26 protein-coding genes and 3 pseudogenes are annotated in these 21,155 nt (G+C 65.2%); 1 reads left to right on the top strand and 28 read right to left on the bottom strand.

Annotated elements, in window-relative coordinates:
- Nucleotides 1–27: 27 nt before the first annotated feature.
- The 28 genes and pseudogenes from AC0X69_RS07185 to AC0X69_RS07050 form a co-directional block, all read right to left on the bottom strand.
- Complete coding sequence (locus AC0X69_RS07185; RefSeq protein ID WP_482612709.1) at nt 28–1,416, bottom strand: ATP-binding protein; 1,389 nt, start codon at nt 1,414–1,416, stop codon at nt 28–30.
- A 4-nt stretch (nt 1,417–1,420) separates the two neighbouring features.
- Nucleotides 1,421–2,104 carry a response regulator transcription factor gene (locus tag AC0X69_RS07180; RefSeq protein WP_482612707.1) on the bottom strand — a complete coding sequence of 228 codons (684 nt, stop codon included), beginning with the start codon at nt 2,102–2,104 and terminating at the stop codon, nt 1,421–1,423.
- A 24-nt stretch (nt 2,105–2,128) separates the two neighbouring features.
- Nucleotides 2,129–2,497 (bottom strand): PepSY domain-containing protein, encoded by a 369-nt coding sequence (locus AC0X69_RS07175; protein WP_482612705.1) that lies wholly within the window; start codon nt 2,495–2,497, stop codon nt 2,129–2,131.
- Between the two features lie 76 nt (nt 2,498–2,573).
- A complete protein-coding gene (locus AC0X69_RS07170) occupies nt 2,574–2,789 on the bottom strand; it encodes a hypothetical protein (RefSeq protein WP_482612703.1) in 216 nt (71 codons plus the stop codon).
- Entirely contained in the window at nt 2,755–2,976 is a 222-nt protein-coding gene (locus AC0X69_RS07165) for a hypothetical protein (RefSeq protein WP_482612701.1), read from the bottom strand. The genes AC0X69_RS07170 and AC0X69_RS07165 overlap by 35 nt, the downstream gene beginning before the upstream one ends.
- 1 nt (nt 2,977) lies before the next feature.
- Complete coding sequence (locus tag AC0X69_RS07160) at nt 2,978–3,154, bottom strand: hypothetical protein (protein WP_482612699.1); 177 nt, start codon at nt 3,152–3,154, stop codon at nt 2,978–2,980.
- A 41-nt stretch (nt 3,155–3,195) separates the two neighbouring features.
- A complete protein-coding gene (locus tag AC0X69_RS07155; protein ID WP_482612697.1) occupies nt 3,196–3,807 on the bottom strand; it encodes an N-acetylmuramoyl-L-alanine amidase in 612 nt (203 codons plus the stop codon).
- Between the two features lie 112 nt (nt 3,808–3,919).
- Nucleotides 3,920–5,509, bottom strand: coding sequence for a DUF2793 domain-containing protein (locus tag AC0X69_RS07150; RefSeq protein WP_482612695.1), 1,590 nt, complete (start codon nt 5,507–5,509; stop codon nt 3,920–3,922).
- A gap of 8 nt (nt 5,510–5,517) precedes the next feature.
- On the bottom strand, nt 5,518–9,396 hold the full coding sequence (locus AC0X69_RS07145) for a baseplate multidomain protein megatron (protein ID WP_482612693.1): 3,879 nt from the start codon (nt 9,394–9,396) through the stop codon (nt 5,518–5,520).
- A gap of 142 nt (nt 9,397–9,538) precedes the next feature.
- Nucleotides 9,539–9,968: pseudogene (locus AC0X69_RS07140) on the bottom strand (NlpC/P60 family protein).
- Nucleotides 9,965–10,855, bottom strand: a complete 891-nt coding sequence (locus AC0X69_RS07135; RefSeq protein ID WP_482612691.1) for a phage/gene transfer agent baseplate hub protein — start codon at nt 10,853–10,855, stop codon at nt 9,965–9,967. Before AC0X69_RS07135 ends, AC0X69_RS07140 begins: the two are co-directional and overlap by 4 nt.
- Nucleotides 10,856–10,915: 60 nt before the next feature.
- Nucleotides 10,916–11,554 (bottom strand): phage distal tail protein, Rcc01695 family, encoded by a 639-nt coding sequence (locus AC0X69_RS07130; protein WP_482612689.1) that lies wholly within the window; start codon nt 11,552–11,554, stop codon nt 10,916–10,918.
- A gap of 15 nt (nt 11,555–11,569) precedes the next feature.
- Nucleotides 11,570–12,163: a phage tail tape measure protein gene (locus AC0X69_RS07125; RefSeq protein WP_482612687.1), complete on the bottom strand. Its 594-nt coding sequence runs from the start codon at nt 12,161–12,163 to the stop codon at nt 11,570–11,572.
- Nucleotides 12,160–12,333 carry a rcc01693 family protein gene (locus AC0X69_RS07120; protein WP_482612685.1) on the bottom strand — a complete coding sequence of 58 codons (174 nt, stop codon included), beginning with the start codon at nt 12,331–12,333 and terminating at the stop codon, nt 12,160–12,162. Before AC0X69_RS07120 ends, AC0X69_RS07125 begins: the two co-directional genes overlap by 4 nt.
- A 62-nt stretch (nt 12,334–12,395) precedes the next feature.
- Nucleotides 12,396–12,752 carry a gene transfer agent family protein gene (locus tag AC0X69_RS07115; RefSeq protein WP_482612683.1) on the bottom strand — a complete coding sequence of 119 codons (357 nt, stop codon included), beginning with the start codon at nt 12,750–12,752 and terminating at the stop codon, nt 12,396–12,398.
- A 160-nt stretch (nt 12,753–12,912) separates the two neighbouring features.
- On the bottom strand, nt 12,913–13,320 hold the full coding sequence (locus tag AC0X69_RS07110) for a phage major tail protein, TP901-1 family (RefSeq protein ID WP_482612681.1): 408 nt from the start codon (nt 13,318–13,320) through the stop codon (nt 12,913–12,915).
- Between the two features lie 11 nt (nt 13,321–13,331).
- A complete protein-coding gene (locus AC0X69_RS07105; RefSeq protein WP_482612679.1) occupies nt 13,332–13,739 on the bottom strand; it encodes a DUF3168 domain-containing protein in 408 nt (135 codons plus the stop codon).
- Nucleotides 13,740–13,749: 10 nt separating this feature from the next.
- The gene (locus AC0X69_RS07100; protein ID WP_482612677.1) at nt 13,750–14,079 is read right to left on the bottom strand and encodes a phage head closure protein; all 330 of its coding nucleotides are present in this window, start codon (nt 14,077–14,079) and stop codon (nt 13,750–13,752) included.
- On the bottom strand, nt 14,076–14,651 hold the full coding sequence (locus tag AC0X69_RS07095) for a head-tail connector protein (RefSeq protein WP_482612675.1): 576 nt from the start codon (nt 14,649–14,651) through the stop codon (nt 14,076–14,078). Before AC0X69_RS07095 ends, AC0X69_RS07100 begins: the two co-directional genes overlap by 4 nt.
- Nucleotides 14,652–14,713: 62 nt before the next feature.
- Nucleotides 14,714–15,940 (bottom strand): phage major capsid protein, encoded by a 1,227-nt coding sequence (locus tag AC0X69_RS07090; RefSeq protein WP_482612673.1) that lies wholly within the window; start codon nt 15,938–15,940, stop codon nt 14,714–14,716.
- A gap of 142 nt (nt 15,941–16,082) precedes the next feature.
- Nucleotides 16,083–16,682: an HK97 family phage prohead protease gene (locus tag AC0X69_RS07085; RefSeq protein WP_482612671.1), complete on the bottom strand. Its 600-nt coding sequence runs from the start codon at nt 16,680–16,682 to the stop codon at nt 16,083–16,085.
- Nucleotides 16,682–16,858 carry a histidine kinase gene (locus AC0X69_RS07080; protein ID WP_482612669.1) on the bottom strand — a complete coding sequence of 59 codons (177 nt, stop codon included), beginning with the start codon at nt 16,856–16,858 and terminating at the stop codon, nt 16,682–16,684. Before AC0X69_RS07080 ends, AC0X69_RS07085 begins: the two co-directional genes overlap by 1 nt.
- Nucleotides 16,855–17,043: a hypothetical protein gene (locus tag AC0X69_RS07075; protein WP_482612667.1), complete on the bottom strand. Its 189-nt coding sequence runs from the start codon at nt 17,041–17,043 to the stop codon at nt 16,855–16,857. The genes AC0X69_RS07080 and AC0X69_RS07075 overlap by 4 nt, the downstream gene beginning before the upstream one ends.
- A gap of 67 nt (nt 17,044–17,110) precedes the next feature.
- Nucleotides 17,111–17,405, bottom strand: a pseudogene (locus AC0X69_RS07070) (phage portal protein); the annotation flags it as partial.
- A gap of 2 nt (nt 17,406–17,407) precedes the next feature.
- On the bottom strand, nt 17,408–17,701 hold the full coding sequence (locus AC0X69_RS07065) for a hypothetical protein (RefSeq protein WP_482612665.1): 294 nt from the start codon (nt 17,699–17,701) through the stop codon (nt 17,408–17,410).
- Between the two features lie 19 nt (nt 17,702–17,720).
- Nucleotides 17,721–18,269 carry a phage portal protein gene (locus AC0X69_RS07060; RefSeq protein ID WP_482612663.1) on the bottom strand — a complete coding sequence of 183 codons (549 nt, stop codon included), beginning with the start codon at nt 18,267–18,269 and terminating at the stop codon, nt 17,721–17,723.
- Between the two features lie 225 nt (nt 18,270–18,494).
- Nucleotides 18,495–19,766, bottom strand: coding sequence for a DNA-packaging protein (locus AC0X69_RS07055; RefSeq protein ID WP_482613322.1), 1,272 nt, complete (start codon nt 19,764–19,766; stop codon nt 18,495–18,497).
- Nucleotides 19,767–19,779: 13 nt separating this feature from the next.
- Nucleotides 19,780–20,310, bottom strand: coding sequence for a hypothetical protein (locus AC0X69_RS07050; protein ID WP_482612661.1), 531 nt, complete (start codon nt 20,308–20,310; stop codon nt 19,780–19,782).
- 358 nt (nt 20,311–20,668) lie between these two features.
- On the opposite strand from AC0X69_RS07050, the pseudogene AC0X69_RS07045 reads away from it, so the two are divergent.
- Nucleotides 20,669–20,961: pseudogene (locus AC0X69_RS07045) on the top strand (GIY-YIG nuclease family protein).
- Nucleotides 20,962–21,155: the final 194 nt, after the last annotated feature.

Raw genomic sequence — 21,155 nt, 5'->3', positions numbered from 1 at the left:
AGGCGCAGCGTTCGCCAACGCCGCGCTTCAAAATCCCGGCAGCCGAAGTTCGGCGCGCAAACCTCCGCTGGGACTGTCGTTGAGTTGCAGCGTGCCGCCATAGGCGGCGGCAAGATCGACGACGATCGAGAGGCCGAGACCTGACCCAGGCTTGGTTTCGTCGAGACGGCGCCCGCGCTGTGTCGCCGCTGCGCGAAGATGCGACGCGAGTCCCAGTCCGTCGTCGTCGATGGTGACGCGCAGCGCCGGTCGCGACGCGCCGTCGCCGCTGGCTTCGACGGAGACCTCGATCGTGACGCGGCTTTTGGCCCATTTGCCGGCGTTGTCCAGCAGATTGCCGATCATCTCCTCGAGATCCTGGCGCTCGCCGAGAAAGCGCAGACGCGGATCGGCGCCTCCGGCGAAGATAACGCCCTTCTCGCCGTAGATTTTGCTGAAGGCGCGCAGCAAAGCCTCGATCGAGGGCGCAATCTGCGTCGCCGCGCCAAGCGCGCCCCCGCGCGCGGCGGCGCGGGCGCGGTCGAGATAAAAGGAAATCTGGTCGCGCATGATCTGCGCCTGTTCCTGAACTTTCCCCGCGAGTTGCCCGGGCGCGGCATCGGCTTCGTTGACGATGACGGAGAGCGGCGTCTTCAACGCATGGGCGAGATTGCCGACTTGCGTTCGCGCGCGTTCGAGGATGTCGCGATTGGCGCTGATGAGCAGATTGAGCTCGTCGGCAAGCGGCGCGACTTCGCTCGGGTAGCCGCCCATGATGCGCTCCCGTTCGCCGCGGCGGATCGACGCCAGTTCGCGCTGCAATTGCCTCAAGGGCCGCAGGCCGAAATGGACCTGAAAGGCGGCGCCGATGGCGAGCGCGATGGCGAGCGCCGCGAAGGCGACGATCAGCGCGAAGCGAAAACGCGCGATCTGCTCTTCCATTTCTTCGCCGCTGCCCGCGACCTGCACGAGATAGATGCCGACGTCGCCGACATCGATGACGCGCTCGACGATGCGCAGCCTGCGCCCGTCGGGGCCGTATCCGTAGCCGCGGCGAAAGCCGCCGACCTCGGCCGGCACGCCAAGATCGGAAAGCTTCGGCAGCATGCCGGCGAAGAGCGAGCGGGACGCCTTGATCTCATGCGACTTGTCGTCGAGCCGCGTGATCTGCCAGTACCAGCCCGAGCCCGGCAATTCGAATTGCGGATCGCCGAGCTGGCCGGGCCCTGTGCGTCCCTCCTGTCCGGACTCCGAGACGTCCGCCACGATGGCGCGAAGGTAAACGTCGAGGCGTCGCTCGAACACTTCTTCCGCTTCGCTCCGGTAGTAGGCCGTGAGAAGAACGCTGGCGACGAGCAGCACGACCGAACTCATCGCCGCCGCGGTCAAGAACAGCCGCGCGGCGATGGAGCGGATGGCGGCGAAGGGCAGGCGCATGCGCCTAGCGTTTATCGCCGGCGTCCTTAGCCGGCGCGGCCGCCATGTAGCCAAGTCCGCGCACGGTCTGGATCAAATCGACGCCAAGCTTTTTGCGCAGCCTGCCTACGAAGACTTCGACCGTGTTCGAGTCGCGATCGAAATCCTGATCGTAGAGATGTTCGATGATCTCGCTGCGGGAAACGACGCGTCCGCTGTGATGCATCAAATAGGCGAGCAGCCGGTATTCGTGCGAAGTGAGCTTCACTGGCGCGCCGTCGACGACGACACGACCGGCCTTGGTGTCGAGCCGCACAGCGCCGCAGACGATCTCGTTGGTCGCATGGCCGGTCGCCCGCCGCAGCAGCGCGCGGATGCGCGCCAGCACTTCCTCCATGTGGAAGGGCTTGGCGACATAATCGTCGGCGCCTGCGTCGAAGCCCTGCACCTTGTCGCTCCAGCGATCGCGCGCTGTCAGGATCAGCACCGGCATGTCGCGTCCGGCGGCGCGCCATTCTTCCAGGATCGTGACGCCGTCTTTCTTGGGAAGGCCGATGTCGAGGACGACGGCGTCATAGGGCTCGGTTTCGCCAAGGTGGTATCCTTCCTCGCCATCGAAGGCGCGGTCCACCGCGTACCCCGACTGTTCTAGCGCACGAACGATCTGACGGTTCAGGTCCTTGTCGTCTTCAACGACGAGCAGCCGCAATGCGTCCTCCCTGCCTGCTTCGATTCATTTGGCTATAGGAGCAGCGTCAATCGAGCCAGATTGAGGCCGGCCGCTGAACGCGTCGACAAGTATTTTGACGATATGGCCGTCCCGGCGCAGCAGACTGATCTCATAGATAAGTCCCTCGCTCAACTGGCATAGCCGCGCGCCGAGCGGCTCGCCCTGCAGCCGATGGGCCGTCTCCCGCATGCACTGGAAGGGATCGGCGAGTTTGTTCGCTTCCATTTTGACGCGCGCCTGCGCCATGGTGAAGCATTGCAGGCGCGGCTGGGCCTCCTCGGCTCGGGCGCCGCTGGGACGCGCGAAAGCGGCCGTCGCCGCAAGGGCGGCGACGGTGAGCGCCCGTCTCCAACAACCTCTGGCGGCCAGCATGCGCCTCTCCCCGGCGCATACTCGGCCGAAAGCCATGAATGCGCAATGAATAGTCACAAACTGCGGCTCGCGCGCCTCAGCTTCCCGAGGCGCGGCAGGCGTCGCGCATTTTCCTGTAATCCACGATCATGGCGGCGAGAGGCGCGTTTTTGGGCAAGGCGCGCAACTGCTTCGCCGCAATTTTCTGCTCTTCGAGCGAGTAGGCGACGAGCGGCGGACAGCCGCCGCCCGTCGACTGGCACGCCGCGAGCACAAGGCTAAAAGCGCCCGTGATCGAGATCTTGCGCAACATCTTCGACGCTCCTGCGCTCAACCATGATTTCGGCCTGACGCCTGGCGGCGCGCAGCGCGTCTTCAGCGCGGCGCGCCTTCTCCCGATCGCCGCCGCCGGCGACAAGACGCGCCAGCGTCGCGCGTCCCAGCGCATAGGCGACGACGCCGGCGGCGGCGACGAAGCACAGCGCGATGAGCTTGAACACGTCACGCGGTTCCGGGCGGCGTCGAGGTGATGCTGCGCATGATCGCCATCAACGCCGCCGAACCGATCGCCACGGCGCCCGCCTTCGGATCGTTGAGAAAAGCGATCCAGTCTGTCGACGCGAGCGCGCCGAAGAGCGCGACGAGCCCCGCTGCGACATAGGTGCGATAACCCTGCATGGAGTTTCCCTTTCGTGATGCCGGAAAGCCGCCGGCGCGGTTCACTTGCGGCCAAGGACGCGTGAGACAAATGAGTCCATGGCGAAGGCGGGTCCGGGATCGCGCTTGCGCGTCGGCGCAATATCGTCGTGACCGGCGATCTCGCTGATGCCGTAGGTCTGGCAAAGCGCCTTCGCGATTTCGACGGCGGCGGCGATCTGAGCGGCGGGATAGATCATCCAGGGCTTTTCCGCGCCCCTATCGAGTTTGTGCGCGAGCATCGCCACCTGGCTCGCGGGCACGCTTCTCCCGTATGCGTCGGCGAATTTGCCGTTGGCGAGCTTCGTCAGAGGGCCGGCGTTGGTCAGCTCGACGCCGATCGAGAAGGCGTTGCAGTTGGCGCGTCGCTTCCAGACGCTCTTGCCTGCGTGCCACGCGACCCGGTTGAAAGGCGCGAGCTGGGTCACCGCGCCGTCGAGATCGATGACGAGATGCGCCGACGCCTTCGCGTTCGGATTGCACAGCCAGGAAACCGCGCCCTTGGCCGATTGCGATGCGGTGTAATGCATGATCAACAGCGACGGCTTCAAAACGCCGCCGATGTTGGGCGTTGGCTTTTGAGCGACAGGCTTGTCGCCGAAATACAGGACGTGATTCTTCACGGCGAAGGCCATGAGCCGACTCCTTCAGCTTGATCGAAAAGATTCGTGATGCGTAGGGCGGCGCGCGCGAGCATCGGCGCTCGCGAACGCTTGGGCGTGAAAGTGCGCAGGCGGGTTGCGCCGATCAGAAAAACTCGCAGATGACGGCGTAGCCGTCGCCGCCCTTGCCGCCCGCGCCGGAATTCGCGCCGTTCTGAACGGCGCCTCCGCCTCCGCCGCCTCCGCCCGCGAGACCGCCGGCGCCGCCTGCGCCAGGCGCCGTGAGGTTAGAGGCCCCGCCGCCCCCGCCGCCGCCCGCTTGTTCAAGCGGACCAGAGCCGGCGAGCCAAGAGCCGCCCACGCCGCCATTGACGGCGCCGCCGGCTACTCCCGCCGCCCCGGCCACGGGAGTTCCCGCGACGTAAACGATGCCGCCCGCGCCGCCGTTGGTCGTGGCGTTGGCCGAGGTCAATCCGCCGCCGGCGCCGCCGCCCGACGGTCCGTTGTAGAAGCATGAGCCCCCGGTCGCCGCCGTCGACCCCGCGGCGTTGCATCCGCCGCCGCCGCTGCCGCCAAAGAAGTGCGAACCAGAACCGCCGGCGGCGCCCGAACCGCCCGAGCCAACGCCGAAAGAACCGCCGCCCCCTGTTCCGCCGGAGCCGGAAAAGCCGGACGAGGCTTGACTGCCGGCGCCGCCGCCACCCGACGCGCTGCCGATCTGGCCGCCCGCGCCGCCGCCGCCGCCGCCCGCATGCAGCAGCGTTCCGAAGGTCGTCGCGCCGCCGGGAGAGCCGACGATGCCGTTTGTGGAGTTCGTCGTCTGCGGCGCGCCGCCAGATCCGCCGGCGCCGATCGTCACAGGTTTCGAGGCGCCGATCTGGGGCGCGGTGAATCGCGCGCGCGCCAGCCCGCCGCCGCCGGCGCCGCCGGACGCCGCCGCGCCCGCGGCGGTTCTCGCCCCCGAGCCGCCGCCGCCGCCCGCGCCAAAGAGCAGCGCTTCGGCGAAGCGCAGTCCTGGCGTCGGCGTGTAGGTTCCGCTCGCTGCAAAGAGACGGATCTTCGTCGGCCCGCCGCTCGGAAAAGCGACTTCGCCGGTGGCGCTGTCGACGACGATCGACTCTTTCCATGCCGAGCCGTCGGGCGACACTTTGACGTGGAAATTATCGTCGCCGGTTAGTCCGGTTTCGGCGCGCGCGGAATAATTCGACTGGTAGAGCTGCGACACGGTCTTCGGCGCGCTCTCCTTGTTGAGCGCGAAGCGCAGATCGCCGGAGCCGCCTTCGCCGAGGCTCTTCGCGGTGAAGAGGGACGCATTAAGTTTGGCGAGAAGCGGATTGGCGCCATCCGCCGTCGCGCCGACCCCCAGCAGCGCAAGATTTTGCAGCTGTCGCACAGCGAGGCCGCAGTCGACCCAGGCGGCGCCGTCGTAGAGCAGCAAAAGCGATTCCGCTTCGACGTAAGCGCGCCAGCCGGCTTGCGGCGCGAGGAAACTCCAGCCGCCTGCGAGAAATGTCGCGATCTGATCGACCTTATCCGCGAAGTCGTCCGTCGCGCCGGCGCCGACCAGCACGCGGTCGCCCTCGGCTGGCGTCGCTGGCGGCGATGTAACGTTTCGCGCCGCCACGGAAAGCTGCGCCAGCGCGTCGATCAGCGCCAGAGCTTCATTATGGGTGACGTGCTTTTGCGCTTGCGCCGCGTCGATGAAGGGCAGCGCAAGATGCGTCGTTTGCGTCATTGCTTTTCCTATTGGACGGTGAGAGTCGTCGTCATGGGAAAGCCGCGTCCGACCGTCGCGCTCAATTGGCAGATCGTGAGCGTCAGTTCGCTTTGCGGCGCGCCGAAATCGGCGAGTTCTTCGGCGGCTGGATAGAGAAGCAAAGTTGTCGCGGCGGTGAGCGTGCGTTTTCCGCTCATCGGCAACGAGATGTCGGCTTCATAGCGTTCGTTCGCCTCGCCGAGCGGAATGTCGAGCGCTTCCCAGGCGTCGGAATCGAGACGTCCGCGCCGCACGAAGTCAATGACGATTCCTTCCGGCGTGCGCCGCGCGCGCGCCTTGGTTGGCGCGTAGGGGCGCAACGCCTTGTTTGTCGCGGCGACCGTCGGCTGAACGAAGATCGGCTCCGCATAGTCGCGATCCGCGGGACCAATGCGATAGGTAATTGGGGCGCTGATCTCGGAGACCTTGCGCGCAAGCGGCGTGATCGCGTCATTGAGCAGCACGACGATTGAACCACTCGGCGCCTCGCGTCGCGCAAGATGCTCTTCGCCGCCAAGGCCGCGAATGAGCCGTGACAGTCGATAGGTCCTGTCGCCGATCAGCTCCGCATGCGCGAAAGCGAAGATCTCCCAGTCGCCGTCGACGCCAATCGCCATCGCCGAACGTCCGCCGAGCGCCGCGAGATCGCCGACCGATGAAAGCTGCCCGGCGCCGATCCTGACCGTGACGCTGTTTCCATTGTCAAAGCGCCCGACGGGACCGGCAGGCAATACATCAAGCGTCTCGCCGATGGTCGCGCGCTTGTCGATGATGGCGATCTGTTCATAGCCGCCTTGAAATGCCATTTTCCAGATCGCGAGCGGCCCCGGCCAGGGATCGGCAAAGGCCGCGACAAAGGAGAGCGCCTCTTCGCCGCGCGCGATCGCGAGATCGAGTATCTCCACCCGCGCCGGGCCGGCCATTTTCGGCGAAACGACGTTGGCGCGACCAAGCAGCGGCGCCGCAGCATCATAGACGGACGCGTCCGCCGCTCGAGCGCTTATATGTCGCGCTTCTCCGTCAGTGATCCGCTGAATTTGAAACAGCCGACCGCCGCCCGCCGCGCCGAGGCGCACCAGATCTCCGGGCTGCAGAGCAATGAGCCGAGGCCGGAGTGCAAATTCCGCGGTTTCGCGTCCAATCCACAGATCCTGCAGCCAGCTCTCTGCAAGCCACTGCGCATTGGCGCGATGCGTCATCACCGCCGCCTGCGCCTCGCTTTGGCGCGCCGAACGGCCTTCGAGTCTGCGGGACAGGACTCGCGCCATCTGAAAGTCGTTTTCGGAATCGCAGAAGGAGAGGGCGATCTCCTGCGGCAGTTCGCTTTCCTGCGCGCGCGTCAGGGTCACCAGCGATGCGGTCTTGTCGGCGACGAGATCGTTTTCGTCAATGTCGCGCACCGACTTTCCGCGCCTGTCGACGAAGCGTAAGGCGCCGCCGCTCGCAACCGCGTCGAAGCCAAAGAGCGCGGCGAGCAGATCGATCGCCTCGCGCGGCGACATCGGCCGCTCCAGCACATAGCCGTCGAGAAAGCCGCTGAGGTCTGGCCGCTGCGCGGCGATGTCAGGCGCGTAAACGGCGGCAGCGAGCGCCGGCAGCAGGCGGTCGAGGGGCGCGCCTTCGAGGCGGCCGTTCAGCCAATGGCCGGTCTCCCAATTGGCGGCGTCGCTCCATGCGTCGGACTGCGTCGGAAAGGCCAGAAAGGGGCGAGCGTCCCAGCACCAGATGTGCAGCCGCGCCGGATCGACCATTGGTCCGTCATAGACGCTCGACGTTGGATTGCGCGCGGCGCCGCCGGGCGACGCCGGATCGAAATGCGCGATCATCGCTTCGATGAAGCGCGCCTGCATGAGATCGTCGCGGCCGTTGCGCGAGAAATAGGGCAGCCCGCCTTCGCTCGAACGCGGGTCCGGAAAGACATTCGGCGCATTGGCGCCGCGGTCGACGGCGGGGCATCCCGTCTCGACGATCCAGACCGGCTTCGACTGCGGAACCCATGCCGTCGGCGCCGCAAGCTCCGCGCCGCCGAGACGTTCGTAATGCGGCTGCGACCACCATGAGAGAATGTCCTTCTGGCGAAAGACCCAGGGCTTGCCGAGTCCGTCGCTGATCGGCGTGCGATTCTGCGCGGCGCGCGCTTCTGCGTCGGCATAGTGCCAATCATAGGCCTCGCCCAAGACGACGCGCGATGTGAGAAAGGCGAGATCATAGATGCTCGCGGCTTCCTGCGCGTCGAGATGCGCGTCGCCGTCGCGCCAGTCTGAGAGCGGCCAATAGACGTCGACGCCGACGAAATCGACGGCGCTCGACGCCCAGAGCGGATCGAGCGGAAACCGCACTTCTCCGATTGCCGGAACATGCGCGCCATATTCGGTCCAGTCGGCGGCGTAAGAGACCTTCGTTTGCGCGCCGAGGATCGCCTTTGCGTCCTCCGCGAGCGTGGTCAGCCCCCCAACCGCCGGATAGTCGCCTGGTGCGGAGCGCACGCGCGTCAGTCCGATCAACTCGGAGCCGACGAGAAAGGCGTCGACGCCGCCCGCCGCGACGCAAAGATTGGCGTAATGCAGAATGAAGGCGCGGTATCGTGCGAAAAAAGCGTCGAGCTGGGCCGCCGCCGTCGCGGTCGCATCGGGCGAACCTTCCCGCCCTGGCGCGGGATCGCATGTGATGCGGCCACGCCAGGGAAACGCCGGCTGCCCGATCTCTCCAGTGTAAGGATCAGGCAGTGAATTGTCCGGCGGCACGTCCATCATCACGAAAGGATAGAAGGTCACGGCAAGGCCGCGCGCCGTCAGGTCGGCGATCGCGGCGACCACGGAAGCGTCGCTCGGCGTGCCGCCATAGGCCGAACGTCCCTCGATCTGCGACACGAGCCGCGCGGTCGAACGCGTGAGCCCCGCGACCGACCAATCCGGCGGCCAGAAACCGCCGACAATGAAGTTGAACTGCCCGATCGTCTTGAACGTCGCGTCGACGCGCGGCGCGATCGTGCAATGTTCGGCGCGAAGGTCGTCGCCGAACCAGGCGACCACCAGCGCGACGCTCTCGAGGTTGGGGCAGAGCGCCTGCAGCGCGTCGATCGACGCGGCCCAGTCCGTCGCCGCCGTGAGCTGGTGGCGGTTTTCCGCCGCCGTCGCGCCCGGCGAGTAGAAATTCAGCTTGAGGGCAGGGTGATAGCCTGCTTCCGTCGCTCCCGGAATGAGATCGACGGCCCGGATCATCGCGCCGACGCCTTCGACGGGCTTCACCACCTCGAAGGTGAACTGCGGAATGCGATTGCCGAAGGGCGCGAGCGCCAGATCTTCGAACACGATATAGACGAGGCCGCGATAGGCGGGCGCGTTCTCCGCTCCCTCTTTTGCCACGATCAGCGGTTCGGGCTCCTGGTCTTCTGTTCCAAGATAGATGCGGATCGGCAGCGTCGTCATGTCGAGTTCGGAGCCGTCGGCCCAGATGCGCCGCACGAAGGCGACGGGCCCTTCGCAAAGGCCGATCGCGAAATTCGCCGAGTAGGAATAATTGAAGCGAATGTTCTGTCCGCCGCCCCCGCCGCCTTTGCCCTGGCGCTGGTTCTGCTCGAAAGAGACGTTGACGCGTTCGAGGAATCTCGTCGCCCAGATCATCTGGCCGCCGATGCGTGCCCGACCATAGATGCGCGGAACGCCGGCGCCTTCCGTCGAGGTGATCCCATCCATGGATTTGAGGCGCGGGCCGACGGAATAGCGCGGCGATGCGTGCGGCTGAAGCGCGGCGTCGACGAAGGAGCCGCCGAACCCGCCGAGCAGCCGGCCGATGGAGGAGCCCACAGGCCCGCCGATGGCGCCGCCGGCGACGGAGCCGATCGTCTGCAGAACAAGAGTGGCCATCAGAGTCCCTTACGGAATCGTGGGCTGTCATTCCCGACGCGCGTAGCGCGATCTGGAATCCAGAAAAGTTGAAGGACTTGCTGTGGGACTCTGGATTCCCGATCAGACCTTCGGTCTGTCGGGAATGACAAATTGGAAGCATTCAATCAGCTACACCCGGAAAGGCGAAGGCGGCGACGAGCTTCCTGCGCCAGTGCGGTCCGATCGCGACTTCTGCGACGCAGGCGCCGGCGTGCGCGTGAACCATGTGGGTCGTCGATGTCGCGACGCCGAGATGTTTCGCCGGCAGATGCTCGCGAAAGCGAAACAGAAGCAGATCGCCTTCGCGAAAGTCACTCAAAGGGAGTGAACGGAAATGCCGATGCGCCGCGTCGAGCAGTGTCTCCGCCCCCAAGGCTTCCGACCAATCCGGCGTGTAGGGCGGCGCCGCTTCAGGCTCATCGCCGACGACTTCGCGCCAGACGCCGCGCACCAGACCGAGACAGTCGCAGCCGACATGAATGAGCGAGGCCTGGCGCGTAAGGCGTGCCGATCCAGCGCCGGGCCGCTGCGACAATGTCCGCGCGAGTCATCGAAAGAAGCTTCCGCCGTCCATGGCTGGCGCGAGCGCGCTCGGATAGGCGATGACGCGATCATTGCCCGGCATGTGCGGGAACCCGCGAAAGTTGGCGATATTGCCGAATTTCATGCGACAGGTCGTCGGCGACTTGTCGCATCCGGCCGTCATCAGAACGGCGTCGCCGGAGGAAATGGCGCCGCCCGGCGGCGTCCACGTCGTGACGATCGCGCGCAAATTTACCTGCCGATGCGATTTGATCGCGAAGCGCGCGTTCTCATTCGCGCCGCTGGTGAAAGTCAGCGCGCCGCCAGCGAAAAAGCCGCTGTCGAAACTTTCCGAAAGATCGACGTCGATTACGCCGCCGGCAAAGCCAACTATGACGCCCGTCGCGTGGAGGTCGGGCGCCATGAGATCGAGGCCGCAGCGCGCGTCGCCGAGATCGGCCGAGCAGCTGCGCTGGAAGGCGCGGCCCTGCTGCTGATCGAAGACATGCGCGCTTGAGCGCAGCTCCGCGGAGAAGGCCGTTTCGCCGCGCCGAACTTCTCCGATCGTGGCGATATCCAACAAAACTCTGTCAGCTACGTCGCTCCAGTCCACAAGCCATGTCTCGACGGACGCTCCATCATAAAGCCCGTTCGACAGATCGGTCTCGGTGAGACTCTCGTCGCTCAAGGCGCCGGCGGCTTCGCCCGTTCCGGGCGCAAAGCCGACGTTCGCTTCGAGCTGCGAAGCAGAGAGGCCGGTGTTGGCGCGAAAGGCGACGTCGTTGAAGCTCAGGTCGCGATCGTGATCGGTGAAGCCCATCACGGTGGCGTCGCCACGCGACACGCGCCAGCAATGGCAGAAGGTCGTGGCGCGCTGATCGAGCTTTGCCTGCATCGAAGGAGAGAGCGACAGCATGGATGAATTCCAGTCCGTTGATTCCTTTCCGCGTCGTGCGAGTAAGCAACGCGGGAAGGGCTAGGGCACGATTTCGATGATGGGAATGCTCGGGATGGCGCCGGCCTCGAAGGCTTGCATGTCGATTTCGAGAAAATCCGTATCGAACCGCGTCGGCACGTCGAACAGAAAGCCGGCGGTGACGACGGCGCCTTCCGAAGGAATGGCGCCCGGCGCGAAAGTCACGACTCCCGTCGCGGAGTCGACGCTCACATCCGGCGCAGTCTTTTCGACGCCGTCGATCGCGACGCGCACCGTTCCCGCGACGGGCTTTGCAATCTCGCGCGTATAGGGAGAAAAGGCGCCGCCGTAAGTTTTCACGAGTTGGAATGCGGCGCGCACGCCATCGCCCGCGCCAAGCGTCTGATCCATCGGACTCGGCGTCGCGCCCGGCGCGCAGGAGGCGAAGTCGGCGCGATCGCGCCAGCGAAAGCCGTAGAGCCTGCCGCGCCGCTCCTCAAAAAACTCGATGATCTGCGAAAGCTGAGCGAGACTTTTCACGCCATAGCCCGCTTCATAGCGGCGCCGCGAATGCGCCCAGCGGGCGTTGCGCGACTCGCGATTGGAGCCGAGCGTCACGATCTCCGTGCGCCGCTCCGGACCGCCGCGCCCGTCCAGCGACACGTTGAGCGGGAAGCGAATCTCGTGAAAGTCGCTCATGCTGGCCGTGACCGCTTAGAGATTGCGCTGGCCGCGCGCCACCGTGCGGGCGAGCGCGCTCGTAATCTGCGCTTCGGATCGCCGGAAGCTTTCGACGTCCTGCGCAGCGATGTTGACGGTGACCGACACCGGACGCGCCGCGGCGCCCTGCGCGACGACGCCAAGCCGGCCGTCGGGGCCACGCGCAAGCGGCATGATCGCTTCGGCGCCGCGCTCGCCCATCAGGCCCATCGCGCCGCCGCTCGCGAAATAGGTTGGACTCGCAACCACGCCGCCTTGAGCGAAGGGGGCGACAGTTCCGGCGCCGCCAAAGGCGCCGGAGAGCGCGCCGCTCAAACCGCTGACTAATCCTTCAGCGAGCGCCTTGGTTCCCGTGCGCAGAGCCATGCGCGCCAGCGACTGCGTGATCGTCGAGAGCACGTCATTAAAGTTTCGGCCGCTCGCCGCCGCGGAGCCGAAGCCCAGTTGCAGCGTCTTCGCGACGTTTCCGGCGGAGACGTTGATCTGATCGAGCAACAGTTTCGTCGTGTGCAAGTCAGGCGTCGCGAAGCGCTCGTTGGCGCCCGCTTCGTTGAACGGGTCTGGATAAGAATCAAAACGCGTGGTCATGTAGATTCTCCGGAATCGGGAAAGCGGCGCATCAATTCTTCAAGCGCCGCGCGCGGCGGCGCGTCAGGCGTAGCGCCATAGACGCCTTCGACCGCGCAGAAGAGTTCGCGCGGCGTCATCGACCAGAAGTCGCGCGATGAGAGCCGCAGGACGCCGAGCCCGAAGGTCATGGCCCGCGCGAAGGGAAAGGGCGCGCGAGGGGAGGAATCGCGCGCCGTCTCATTCGTTTGCGTTAGGCGTCCTGCGGCGTCGGAGGGTTTGCGCTCGCGCTCTGCTCCGGCGGATCGCCGAAGGTCGCGGCGAGGAGATCGGCCGCGATGCGCACATAGTCCGCAAGACCCCCCGAAACTTTCATTCCAGCCACCTCGTCGTCGCTGACGTCGTGTCCCGCGCCCCGCAGTCCGCAGCCGATGATGCGCAGGATGTCGCGCGCGGAAAGCCGTCGTTCCTCGAAGCGGCTGGCGAGCGCGACGAGATCGCTTGCGCCGAAGCCGCTTTCGAGTTCGGCGAGCGCGCCGAGCGTCAGGCAGAGCCTGTAGGTCTTGCCGTCGAGCGTCGCATCGATTTCCCCGCGCTTTGCGTTGGCCATTCCGTCCTCATATGAAATGCGCCGATCGATCCTGAATTGTCATTCCCGGCAGGCCGCAGGCCTGACCGGGAATCCAGAGTCGCAACAAGCATGTTTGATTTTGCCCCTGGATCCCCGTCGCGCTTCGCGCGTCTGGAATGACAGTTGAGCCGTTCAGAACTCACAGCGCCGCGAAGGCCAGCGCGCCCGCCGATTCCAGCGAAAGGTCGAACGTGACTTCCGCGGCATATTCGCCCCGATAGTCGAGATTGGCGATCTGGAAGAGACCGGAGAGAACGCCGAAATCTGGGATGACGATCTGCCATTCGCGCAGCAGCCCGTCGAAAAATGTCTGCCGCAAAAGTGCGTCGGACGACTGATCCTTGAACACGCCTGTTCCCGATACGCTCGCGCGCTTCAGTCCCCCGCCGTCAAGCAATTCGCGCCAGCGCCCGCTCGACTCGGCGTCTGTCACATCGACGGTGTCGGCGTTGAGCGCCAGGCGGCGCGTGCGCAGTCCGCCGACCGTGACAAAACCCGCGCCGTCATGGACTTTCAACAGCAGATCCTTGCCTTTCTGGGCGGCCATATCAGTCTCCGTTAAAGATATTCGGTCGTCGCGCGAAAGCGCAGATTGACCCGCGCGACACGCCCGTTCTGATCGCGCCGCGTTTCCATCGAGAGGAACCGCAGATCGATAAGCCGATGGTCCTGCAGAATGAGCGGCGCCTCGTCGAGAAGATCGGCGATGCGCTGCGACAGTTCGAGCGCTTCGGAGAGCCCTCGAACTGTCGACGTGACGCCGATGGTGAGGAATTGCTCCGCGCCCTGCGAGAGATCAGCGGACCAGTCGCGCAGCTGTGCGTCGGCGAATAGCGCATAGGGGGGTTCGGCCCCGCGCGGCGCTTCGTCGTAAAGCTTCTCGCCGAGCGCCGCAGCGAAGCCTGCATCCGCAAGCAGATAGGCGCGAATCGCCTTGCGCAGCGCGAGGATTGGTGAAGCGCTCATGGCCGATCCTTCAAGAGATCTCTTCGCATTGACAGACGAGGAATCGTCGCCGCTCGTGGGGATCGAAAGCCGATTGGATGCGAAGCTTTCGGCCGCGATGAACGAAGCGCATGTCCTTCGTCACGTCGTCGCGCCAGCGGATCGTCACGACATGGCTCGTGGCCTGTTCGGCGCGCTGCTCGACAAAGTCCTCGCGCGCGCCAGATGGCGCGATGCGCGCCCAGAGATTTGCGATCGGCGTGAAGCTGCGCGCAAATCCGCCGGCGCCGTCGGGTGCGTCGACCGGAGCCTCCAGCGTAACGCGATGGCGCAGTTCGCCGATCAGCGAAAGAGCGTTCACAGCAGCCGCCCCCGGCGAAATGGCGCGGCGAGCTGTGCGACCGCCTTTGGCAAAGCGTCGTCGGCGCCATCCCCGCGATGTTCGCGCCAATGCGCCACGAGCGTCAGAATGGCCTGGCGCAGCGGCCGCGGAACGTCGCTCGCGAGCGCGCCATAGCCGACGCTGAAGTCGACTTCGATGCCATCCGTCGCGCGTCCCGGCGGCGGCGGCGCCGGAGCGAAGATGACCCGGCCGCCTTCCGTCGATCCGGGCGCGCGATAGGTCGCGGCCGAGAGCGTCTGCGCGACGTCGCTCGAGTCAAAGACGCGAATCGCCGTGACCGACTGAAATGGCGCGAAAGGAATGTGGAGCATCGCGCCGGAAGCAACCGAAGCAGGCCAGCAGTCGAACGCGAGACGCCAGCTCTGCGTCACGAAGAAGCGCCGCGTAAAGGCCTCGAGCGTCATGCGCGCGGCGACGATCAGCGCCTGGATGAGTTCGTCTTCCTGCGCGCCGTCTTCGCGCAGCCATGATTTTGCGTCGGCGAGCGAGACGGGCTCGATCGCCGGCGCGCCGATGAGCATCGGTCGCATCGCGCTTCCTGTCGTGGAGAGAGAAGGCCGTGCGCTTACGTCGCGGCCTTGAGGCGGCGAGATTAGGACGCCGCGAATTTCAACAGCTTGATCGCTTCGAAATTCTGCACGCCGCCGCCGACGCGCTTCGTCGTGTAGAAGAGCACATAGGGCTTGGCGGAATAGGGGTCGCGCAGCACTCGGATGCCGACGCGATCGACGACCACATAGCCGCGCTCGAAATCGCCGAAGGCGATCGAGAGCGAACCCGCGGCAGGGTCGGGCATGTCCTCGGCTTCGACGACGGGGAAGTTCATCAGCGAGGCGGCGCCGTCGGCGGTCGCGGGCGGCGCCCAGATATAATCGCCCGTCGTCATCTTGAACAGGCGCACGAGCGATTGCGCGCGGCGGCCCATGACAAATTTGCCATTCTGTCGAAAACCTGCGCGCAGCGCATAAACCAGATTGACGAGCGCGTCGGAGGGGTCCGTCGCCGCGAATGCGCCGGCGGCGCCGGTCAGCACATGGCCGATATTGCCCCAGCTCCAACTCGCGTCGGCGACCGTCGTGTAGGAGAGGAAGCCTTTTGGCTTGTTCACGCCGTCGCCGCTGACGAAGGCTGCGCCTTCCTGTTCGGCGAAGGCGGTCTGCACTTCCTCGGCGATCCATTGTTCGATGTCGACGACGGCGTCGTCGAGCAGCGCCTGAGTCGCCGCCGGCATGGCGTAGAGCTCCATCGCCGGGAAGGTCATGTCGGCGAGCTGCTGATTATTGGTCTGCGGACGCGGATCGGCTTCGGCGACCCAGCCTGCCGCAGGTCCCGTCGTGGAGAAGGCGCGGCGCAGCGAGGCGCCGGAGATTTCGCGCACGCTGGAAATGGCGCGAATGGGCGAGAATTTCGCCAGTCGTCGCAGCACCTCGCGCTCCGTCGGCAGCGGCACGAGATAGCCGCCGTCGGGGCCAGAGCCGCGCGATAGCGCCTTGGCTTCGAGCGCCTTGAGGCCGCTCGCTTCGCCCGAGCGCATGTAATGATTGAAGGCGCTCTTGTGTTCGCGGCCGCTCTGGTCGTCGAAGGGTTTGCCGCCGATGCGTGGGCGAGACATTTCGAGCGCCAGGCGGTCAAGCCGGCTCTTCGTGTCGTCGAGCGCCTGATCGATGCGCAAAAGCTTCTCCTCGGTCACGACATCGGCGCCCAGGCGACTCTCGAGCTGCGTCAGACGTTCGTCGTTCGCCTCCTTGAACGCGCTGAAGGCGCGATTGAGATCTACGAGAATGTCGTCGCCGGCGGATTTCGTTTCAACTGCTGACATGTGCAAGAGCCTCGTGTTGATGCGGGTGACAAAAAGCCCGCGCGGCTCAGGCCGGCGGGATAAATTCGCGCGTCAGGGAGCGCCGTCTTCAAAGTCGCTTGCGCCCGACGGCGATGGCGCTGATAGAATTGGCCGGCGCCGTTCAGATGTTCGCGGACATACGCCGCAGGGCATGCGCAAATTCGAGCGCGGCGCGCTGCGCTTTCAGGCGCGAGAGCTTCGCGCCGAGCGCTTCGTAGCTCGGCGCCGGACAGCGATTTTGTTTTACAACCCCGATGCGCGCCTGCGGCAGCATCGGAAAAGTCACGATGGAGATTTCCCAGAGGTCGATCTCATGGAGCCGCCGCACGCCGCTCGATTTTTCCGTCGTGGCGCGCAGCGTGCGAAAGCCGATGGAAAGCCCGTCGATCACGCCCTTGCGCATCAGCGACAGCGCCTCGCGCGCCCGCGCTACGGAAAGATCTAGCCGGCCTTCGACTTTGAGCCCGCGCGCGTCTTCGACGATCGTGGTCCAAAGCCCGATCGGCTCGGCCGCCTGATGCTGCCACAGCATTTTGACGCCCGACGCGCCGCGCTTGATCAGCGAACGCGCGAAGGCGCCGGCCATCACCATGTCGCCGCCGGAATCGACGACGCCAAACAGGCTCGCGTAGCCCGAGAATGCCCCGGCGTCATTCGCCTGCAGCAGCGGCAGTTCGGCACGCTTCACTTTCGGCCCGCCGGTTCTTCGCAGCGCCGCCATCAGCTCTTCTCCGCCTGGGCGTTGATCGGCGCATGGCTCGCCGCACGCGCCTCGGCCCGTAATTTCGCCAGCAGCTGAACGAAGGTCTTGAACACGGCGGCCGGGTCTTCGTGTTGCCGCGCGTTGCGCACGCGCTGACGCCTGGCGAAATGCAGCAGCCAATTTTGCTTGTTCATGAATCGCTCCTGCAGCGTCGGTTGAAACGCGCGAGTTCGCGCACGAAGGCGTCGAGACGCCGCGTCGCTTCGCTGAGTTCGCGCAAGGCGAGATAAGCTTGCGCGGTCGCGGCGCAGGCCCAGAGAAACAGCGCGAGATGCGCGAGATCGCCGCGCTCCAAGATGGCGTTCAGAATGTCGGACATGGGCGCGTTCGATTCCCAGCTCGCGACGTGTCATTCCCGACGCGCGCTTTGCGCACGATCGGGGAACCCAAAACTGCAAGAAGAATGTCGCCAGCGCTTCGAGGCGGTCGGTGCATAGTCGAGGCGGAAAGGTCCGAAGCCCGGCTGCAGCCAGGCCTGAAAACTCTTCTGCGGGCGCGCGACGAGCGGCAGCACTGTCTGGCGTCAGAAGGCGCATTGGTCTCGGCGTAATCGCTGAACGTGTTGTCGCCCGGCAGGCCCAGCAGCAGCGGCGGCGCGCCGAAGGCGAGCGCGATCTCGCGCGCCGCGCCCGCCTTCGACTCGGTAAAATCCATGTCCTTTGGCGAAAGCGACAGAGCTTTCCTTACGAAGAGTCCTCAGCTTTCAGCCTTCGCCATATCTCTTCAAGATAGACTCGGTAGTGTCGTCGATCGACAAAGCCAACGAGTGCGCCGCCACGAAACCAGATGTCTTCCAGTTCCTCGTCGCTTAGGTCGCTTGTCAATGCCTTGCCGAGGAAATCTCTGACTTCTTGCTTTTGCTGCTGATCAATATGGCTGATCGCGTAATCGATGTCGTCTGAGCCTTCCGGGATGTGCTCTTCCAATTCTCGGTCGAACCAAACGCACATATTCCAGAATGATTGAGGAACAATCATCGCAATGTCCTTCGTTCGACTAGTTGCGCGATCGCGGGTTTATCGGAAATGCGGTTAGCACTCTGTAGCCTTTCTCCGCCTTAGAATCCCGGTATATGACCAGCGCGCGATAGATGAAGGCCGCCGGCCAGCCGTTGCGCCCCGCCTCGATGCTCATGCGGTCGGGCCGCAGCGCATAAAGTTCGCGCAGCTCCTCGTCGATCAGAACCGATTCGACATAGGCGTTGCCGTAAAGCAGCAGATTGGCGCAGATCGTCTCGATGAAGGAGGCGCTGGTGTCGAGCGGATTGGGGCGCTCGATGAGAGAGATCAGCGGATGGTCGATCGCCTCCTCGCGGCCCTCATAGACGAGCCACGGAACTGACGCGGCGGCCTCCGCCACCATGCGCACGCAGCGATGACAGACCGCGTTGCGCTCATAGCCTTCGCGCGTCAGCACCGTTGAGTTGCGCGCGCTCCAATGCGGCTGTCCGAGCGCATGCATGGCGAGAAGCTTCGCCGCGCGCGAAGTTTTGATTTCGCGCGCCGGCGCGACCGCGCCGATGAGACGCGAGAGCAGAGAGGGCATCGAACGTCCTTTGAAAGGAATGCGTCTCGTGGCGCTAAACCCCTGAGCCCCTCACCGTACCTCTCCCCGCAAGCGGGGAGAGGAGACGTCAGGCGTTTCGCGAAAAAGTCGCGCGGCCGCTTTGTCGCCCGGGCGCAGCGTTGTCATCCCTTCTCCCCGCTTGCGGGAAGAAGTGAGATGAGGGGCAGGGGGTCTTATCCGAGTGAAACGAGGCGATGAATCCGCTCACACTCTTCGCATGCGCGGCTCGGGCGCTTTCGGCGTCAACGCCAGCGCCGTGATCGCCCAGACCAGTGCGTCGAGCCGATCGGGACTGCGGCCGGACGACAGTCCGTCGGCGGCGAAGTCGCACATTTCGTCTTCGAGCGCCGGAAAGGCGCCGACATGTTTGACGCGCCCCTGCTCGTAAAGCTGCGCGACCGGCGCGGCGCGCAGATATTTGCCGCGCGTCGCGCGCGTCATCGTCACGGGGACGGAAAGGTCGGCTTCGTTCAGCACCGCGCGCACCATTTCGCCGCCCTGATTGACTTCGGCGACAAGCGCGTCGGCGGAAAGCTTGTGATAGAGCGCGATCGCCGCGCGCGCCCATTGCACCGGCCGCGCCGCCGACAATGTCGCGTCGGCGAGAATGTAGAGCGCGCCGGCTTCTTCGATCCCCGCGGCGACGAGGCCGCAATTGTCGGCGCGTTTGCCTGAGCTCGCCGGCGGATCGACGGCGACGACGATGCGCCTCAACGGCGGCGCCTCGTGCACGCGGGCGCCCTCCAGCATGTCGCGCGTCCACAGCGCATCCTTGCGCTCGTCGAGAATCTCGCCGTCGAGTTCCTGACGGCCCAACCGCGTGCCGGCATATTGCGCGACGACGCTTTCCAGAAACGACGGCGCAAGATTGGCGGCGTTCTCGCGCGTTACGGCGCGCGTCACGACGCTCGCCGGATTGGCGATCAGCTCTTTCAGCAGCGGCAAGGGCCGCGGCGTCGTCGTCACGAGCTGACGCGGCCAATCGCCGAGACGCAGGCCGAATTGCAGCATGTCCCATGTCTCCCTGGCGTAGCGCCATTTCGCGAGTTCGTCGCACCAAGCGGCGTGAAACTGGGGTCCGCGCAGGCTCTCCGGATCTTCGGCCGAAAAGGCCTGGGCGACGGCGCCTGTGTCCCAGACGAGCCTTCTGCGTGTCGTCTCCCAGCGCGGCCGCTCGCGCGGCCCATGCACGGCGAGAAGGCCCGAGACGCCTTCGACCATCACTTCGCGCACGTCCGCCGCGGTCTCGCCGACGAGCGCGATGCGGCCGAGCGGGCGCATTGAGAATTGCGCGCGGCCGAGCGCCAGCGCCTTCACCCATTCGGCGCCGGCGCGCGTTTTGCCCGCGCCGCGCCCGCCCAAGATGAGCCATGTGCGCCACGGCGCGTTATTGGCGGCAAGCGGCGGCGGCCATTGATCGCGCCGCGCGACGAATTCCCAATCAGCGAGAAGCCGCGCGAGTTCTCTTGCGCTCAAACCTTCGAGCGCCTCATTCAGCCGTCCCTGCGCCGCGCAATCGTTCAAGCCGTCGAGCAAGCTCCGCGCGGAGTTCGGCCAATTCGCGGGGCGGCGCGTCGCCGCCGCGCTCGCTCGCGGCTTCATCGCTGTCATCTTCGGCGTCGTTCCCGCTATCCTCGTTCTCGCGCCGCATGCGCTTCAGCTCGGCGAGCGTCTTGACGAGACTTGCGAGCGTGCGGGCGCTCGCCTCGATGGTCTTTGGCGCATGTTTGGCGAGCGCCGCCTCTGCGCGGGCGAATTCCTGTTCGACCGCCTCTTCGAGCCGCGCGATCAGACTGCGCGCGTCGCGCGGCTTCTTTGCCGACGCGTCCGTCGTCCTCTTGCGCGGCGCGCAGGCGGAGGCGCGCAGGGGCCAGCCGTGAGTTTCGCGAAAGCGGCGGAACTGACCGACGCTCATGCCGAGCAGTTCGAGAATTTCGCCGATCGGCGTGACGCCCGAGTCGTAAAGGAGTTTCGCCTGCGCGATCTTTTCATCGCAGGGCGGCGCGGATTTGGCTCGCATCTGCGAGTCTCCGGAAGTGAGCGACCGAGTTGAATTGCTGAGAGTGTGATTTGCCAGAATGCCGGCGCGTGTCATTCCCGACAGGCCGCAGGCCTGATCGGGAATCCAGAGCCATAACAAGCATGTTGGATGTCGCCTCTGGATTCCCGATCGCGCTTCGCGCGTCGGGAATGACAGCTGGGGCGCATTGAGGGAGATAGAACTTTCGTGTCGATCGTGAATGTTTCAGTGTCATTCCCGGCGGACCGCAGGTCCGACCGGGAATCCAGAGTCACAACAAGCCTGTTGGAATGGTGCCCCTGGATTCCCGATCGCGCTTCGCGCGTCGGGAATGACAACCCGTTGGAAGCCCGCGAATATGGAGAAAACCTACTTCGTCTACATGCTCGCGAGTCGGCGAAACGGCACTCTTTACATCGGCGTGACCAATGATCTGGCCCGGCGCATTCACGAGCACAAAACCAAACAGGTTCCCGGCTTCACATCGCGATACAGCGTCCACATGCTCGTATGGTACGAAACCTATGGCGATGTGAACGAAGCCATCGCGCGAGAAAAACAGCTCAAGAAGTGGGAGCGGCGCTGGAAACTCGAACTGATCAGACGCTCAATCCTTCTTGGCGAGACCTCTATTTCGACCTCAACAACTGATCGTCGGTCTGTCATTCCCGACAGGCCGAAGGCCTGATCGGGAATCCAGAGTCACAACAAGCATGTTTGATGTCGCCCTCGGATTCCCGCTCGCGCTTCGCGCGTCGGGAATGACAGATGGGCTCATTGAGCGAGACAAGACCTTTGCGCTGGATCGCGAATGTTTCAGTGTCATTCCCGGCGGACCGCAGGTC

It is taken from the genome of Methylocystis sp. Uni0008 (genome assembly GCF_056838045.1).
Note: the sequence above shows the minus strand (reverse complement) of the source record. Positions and strands in the feature narration are given on the sequence as shown.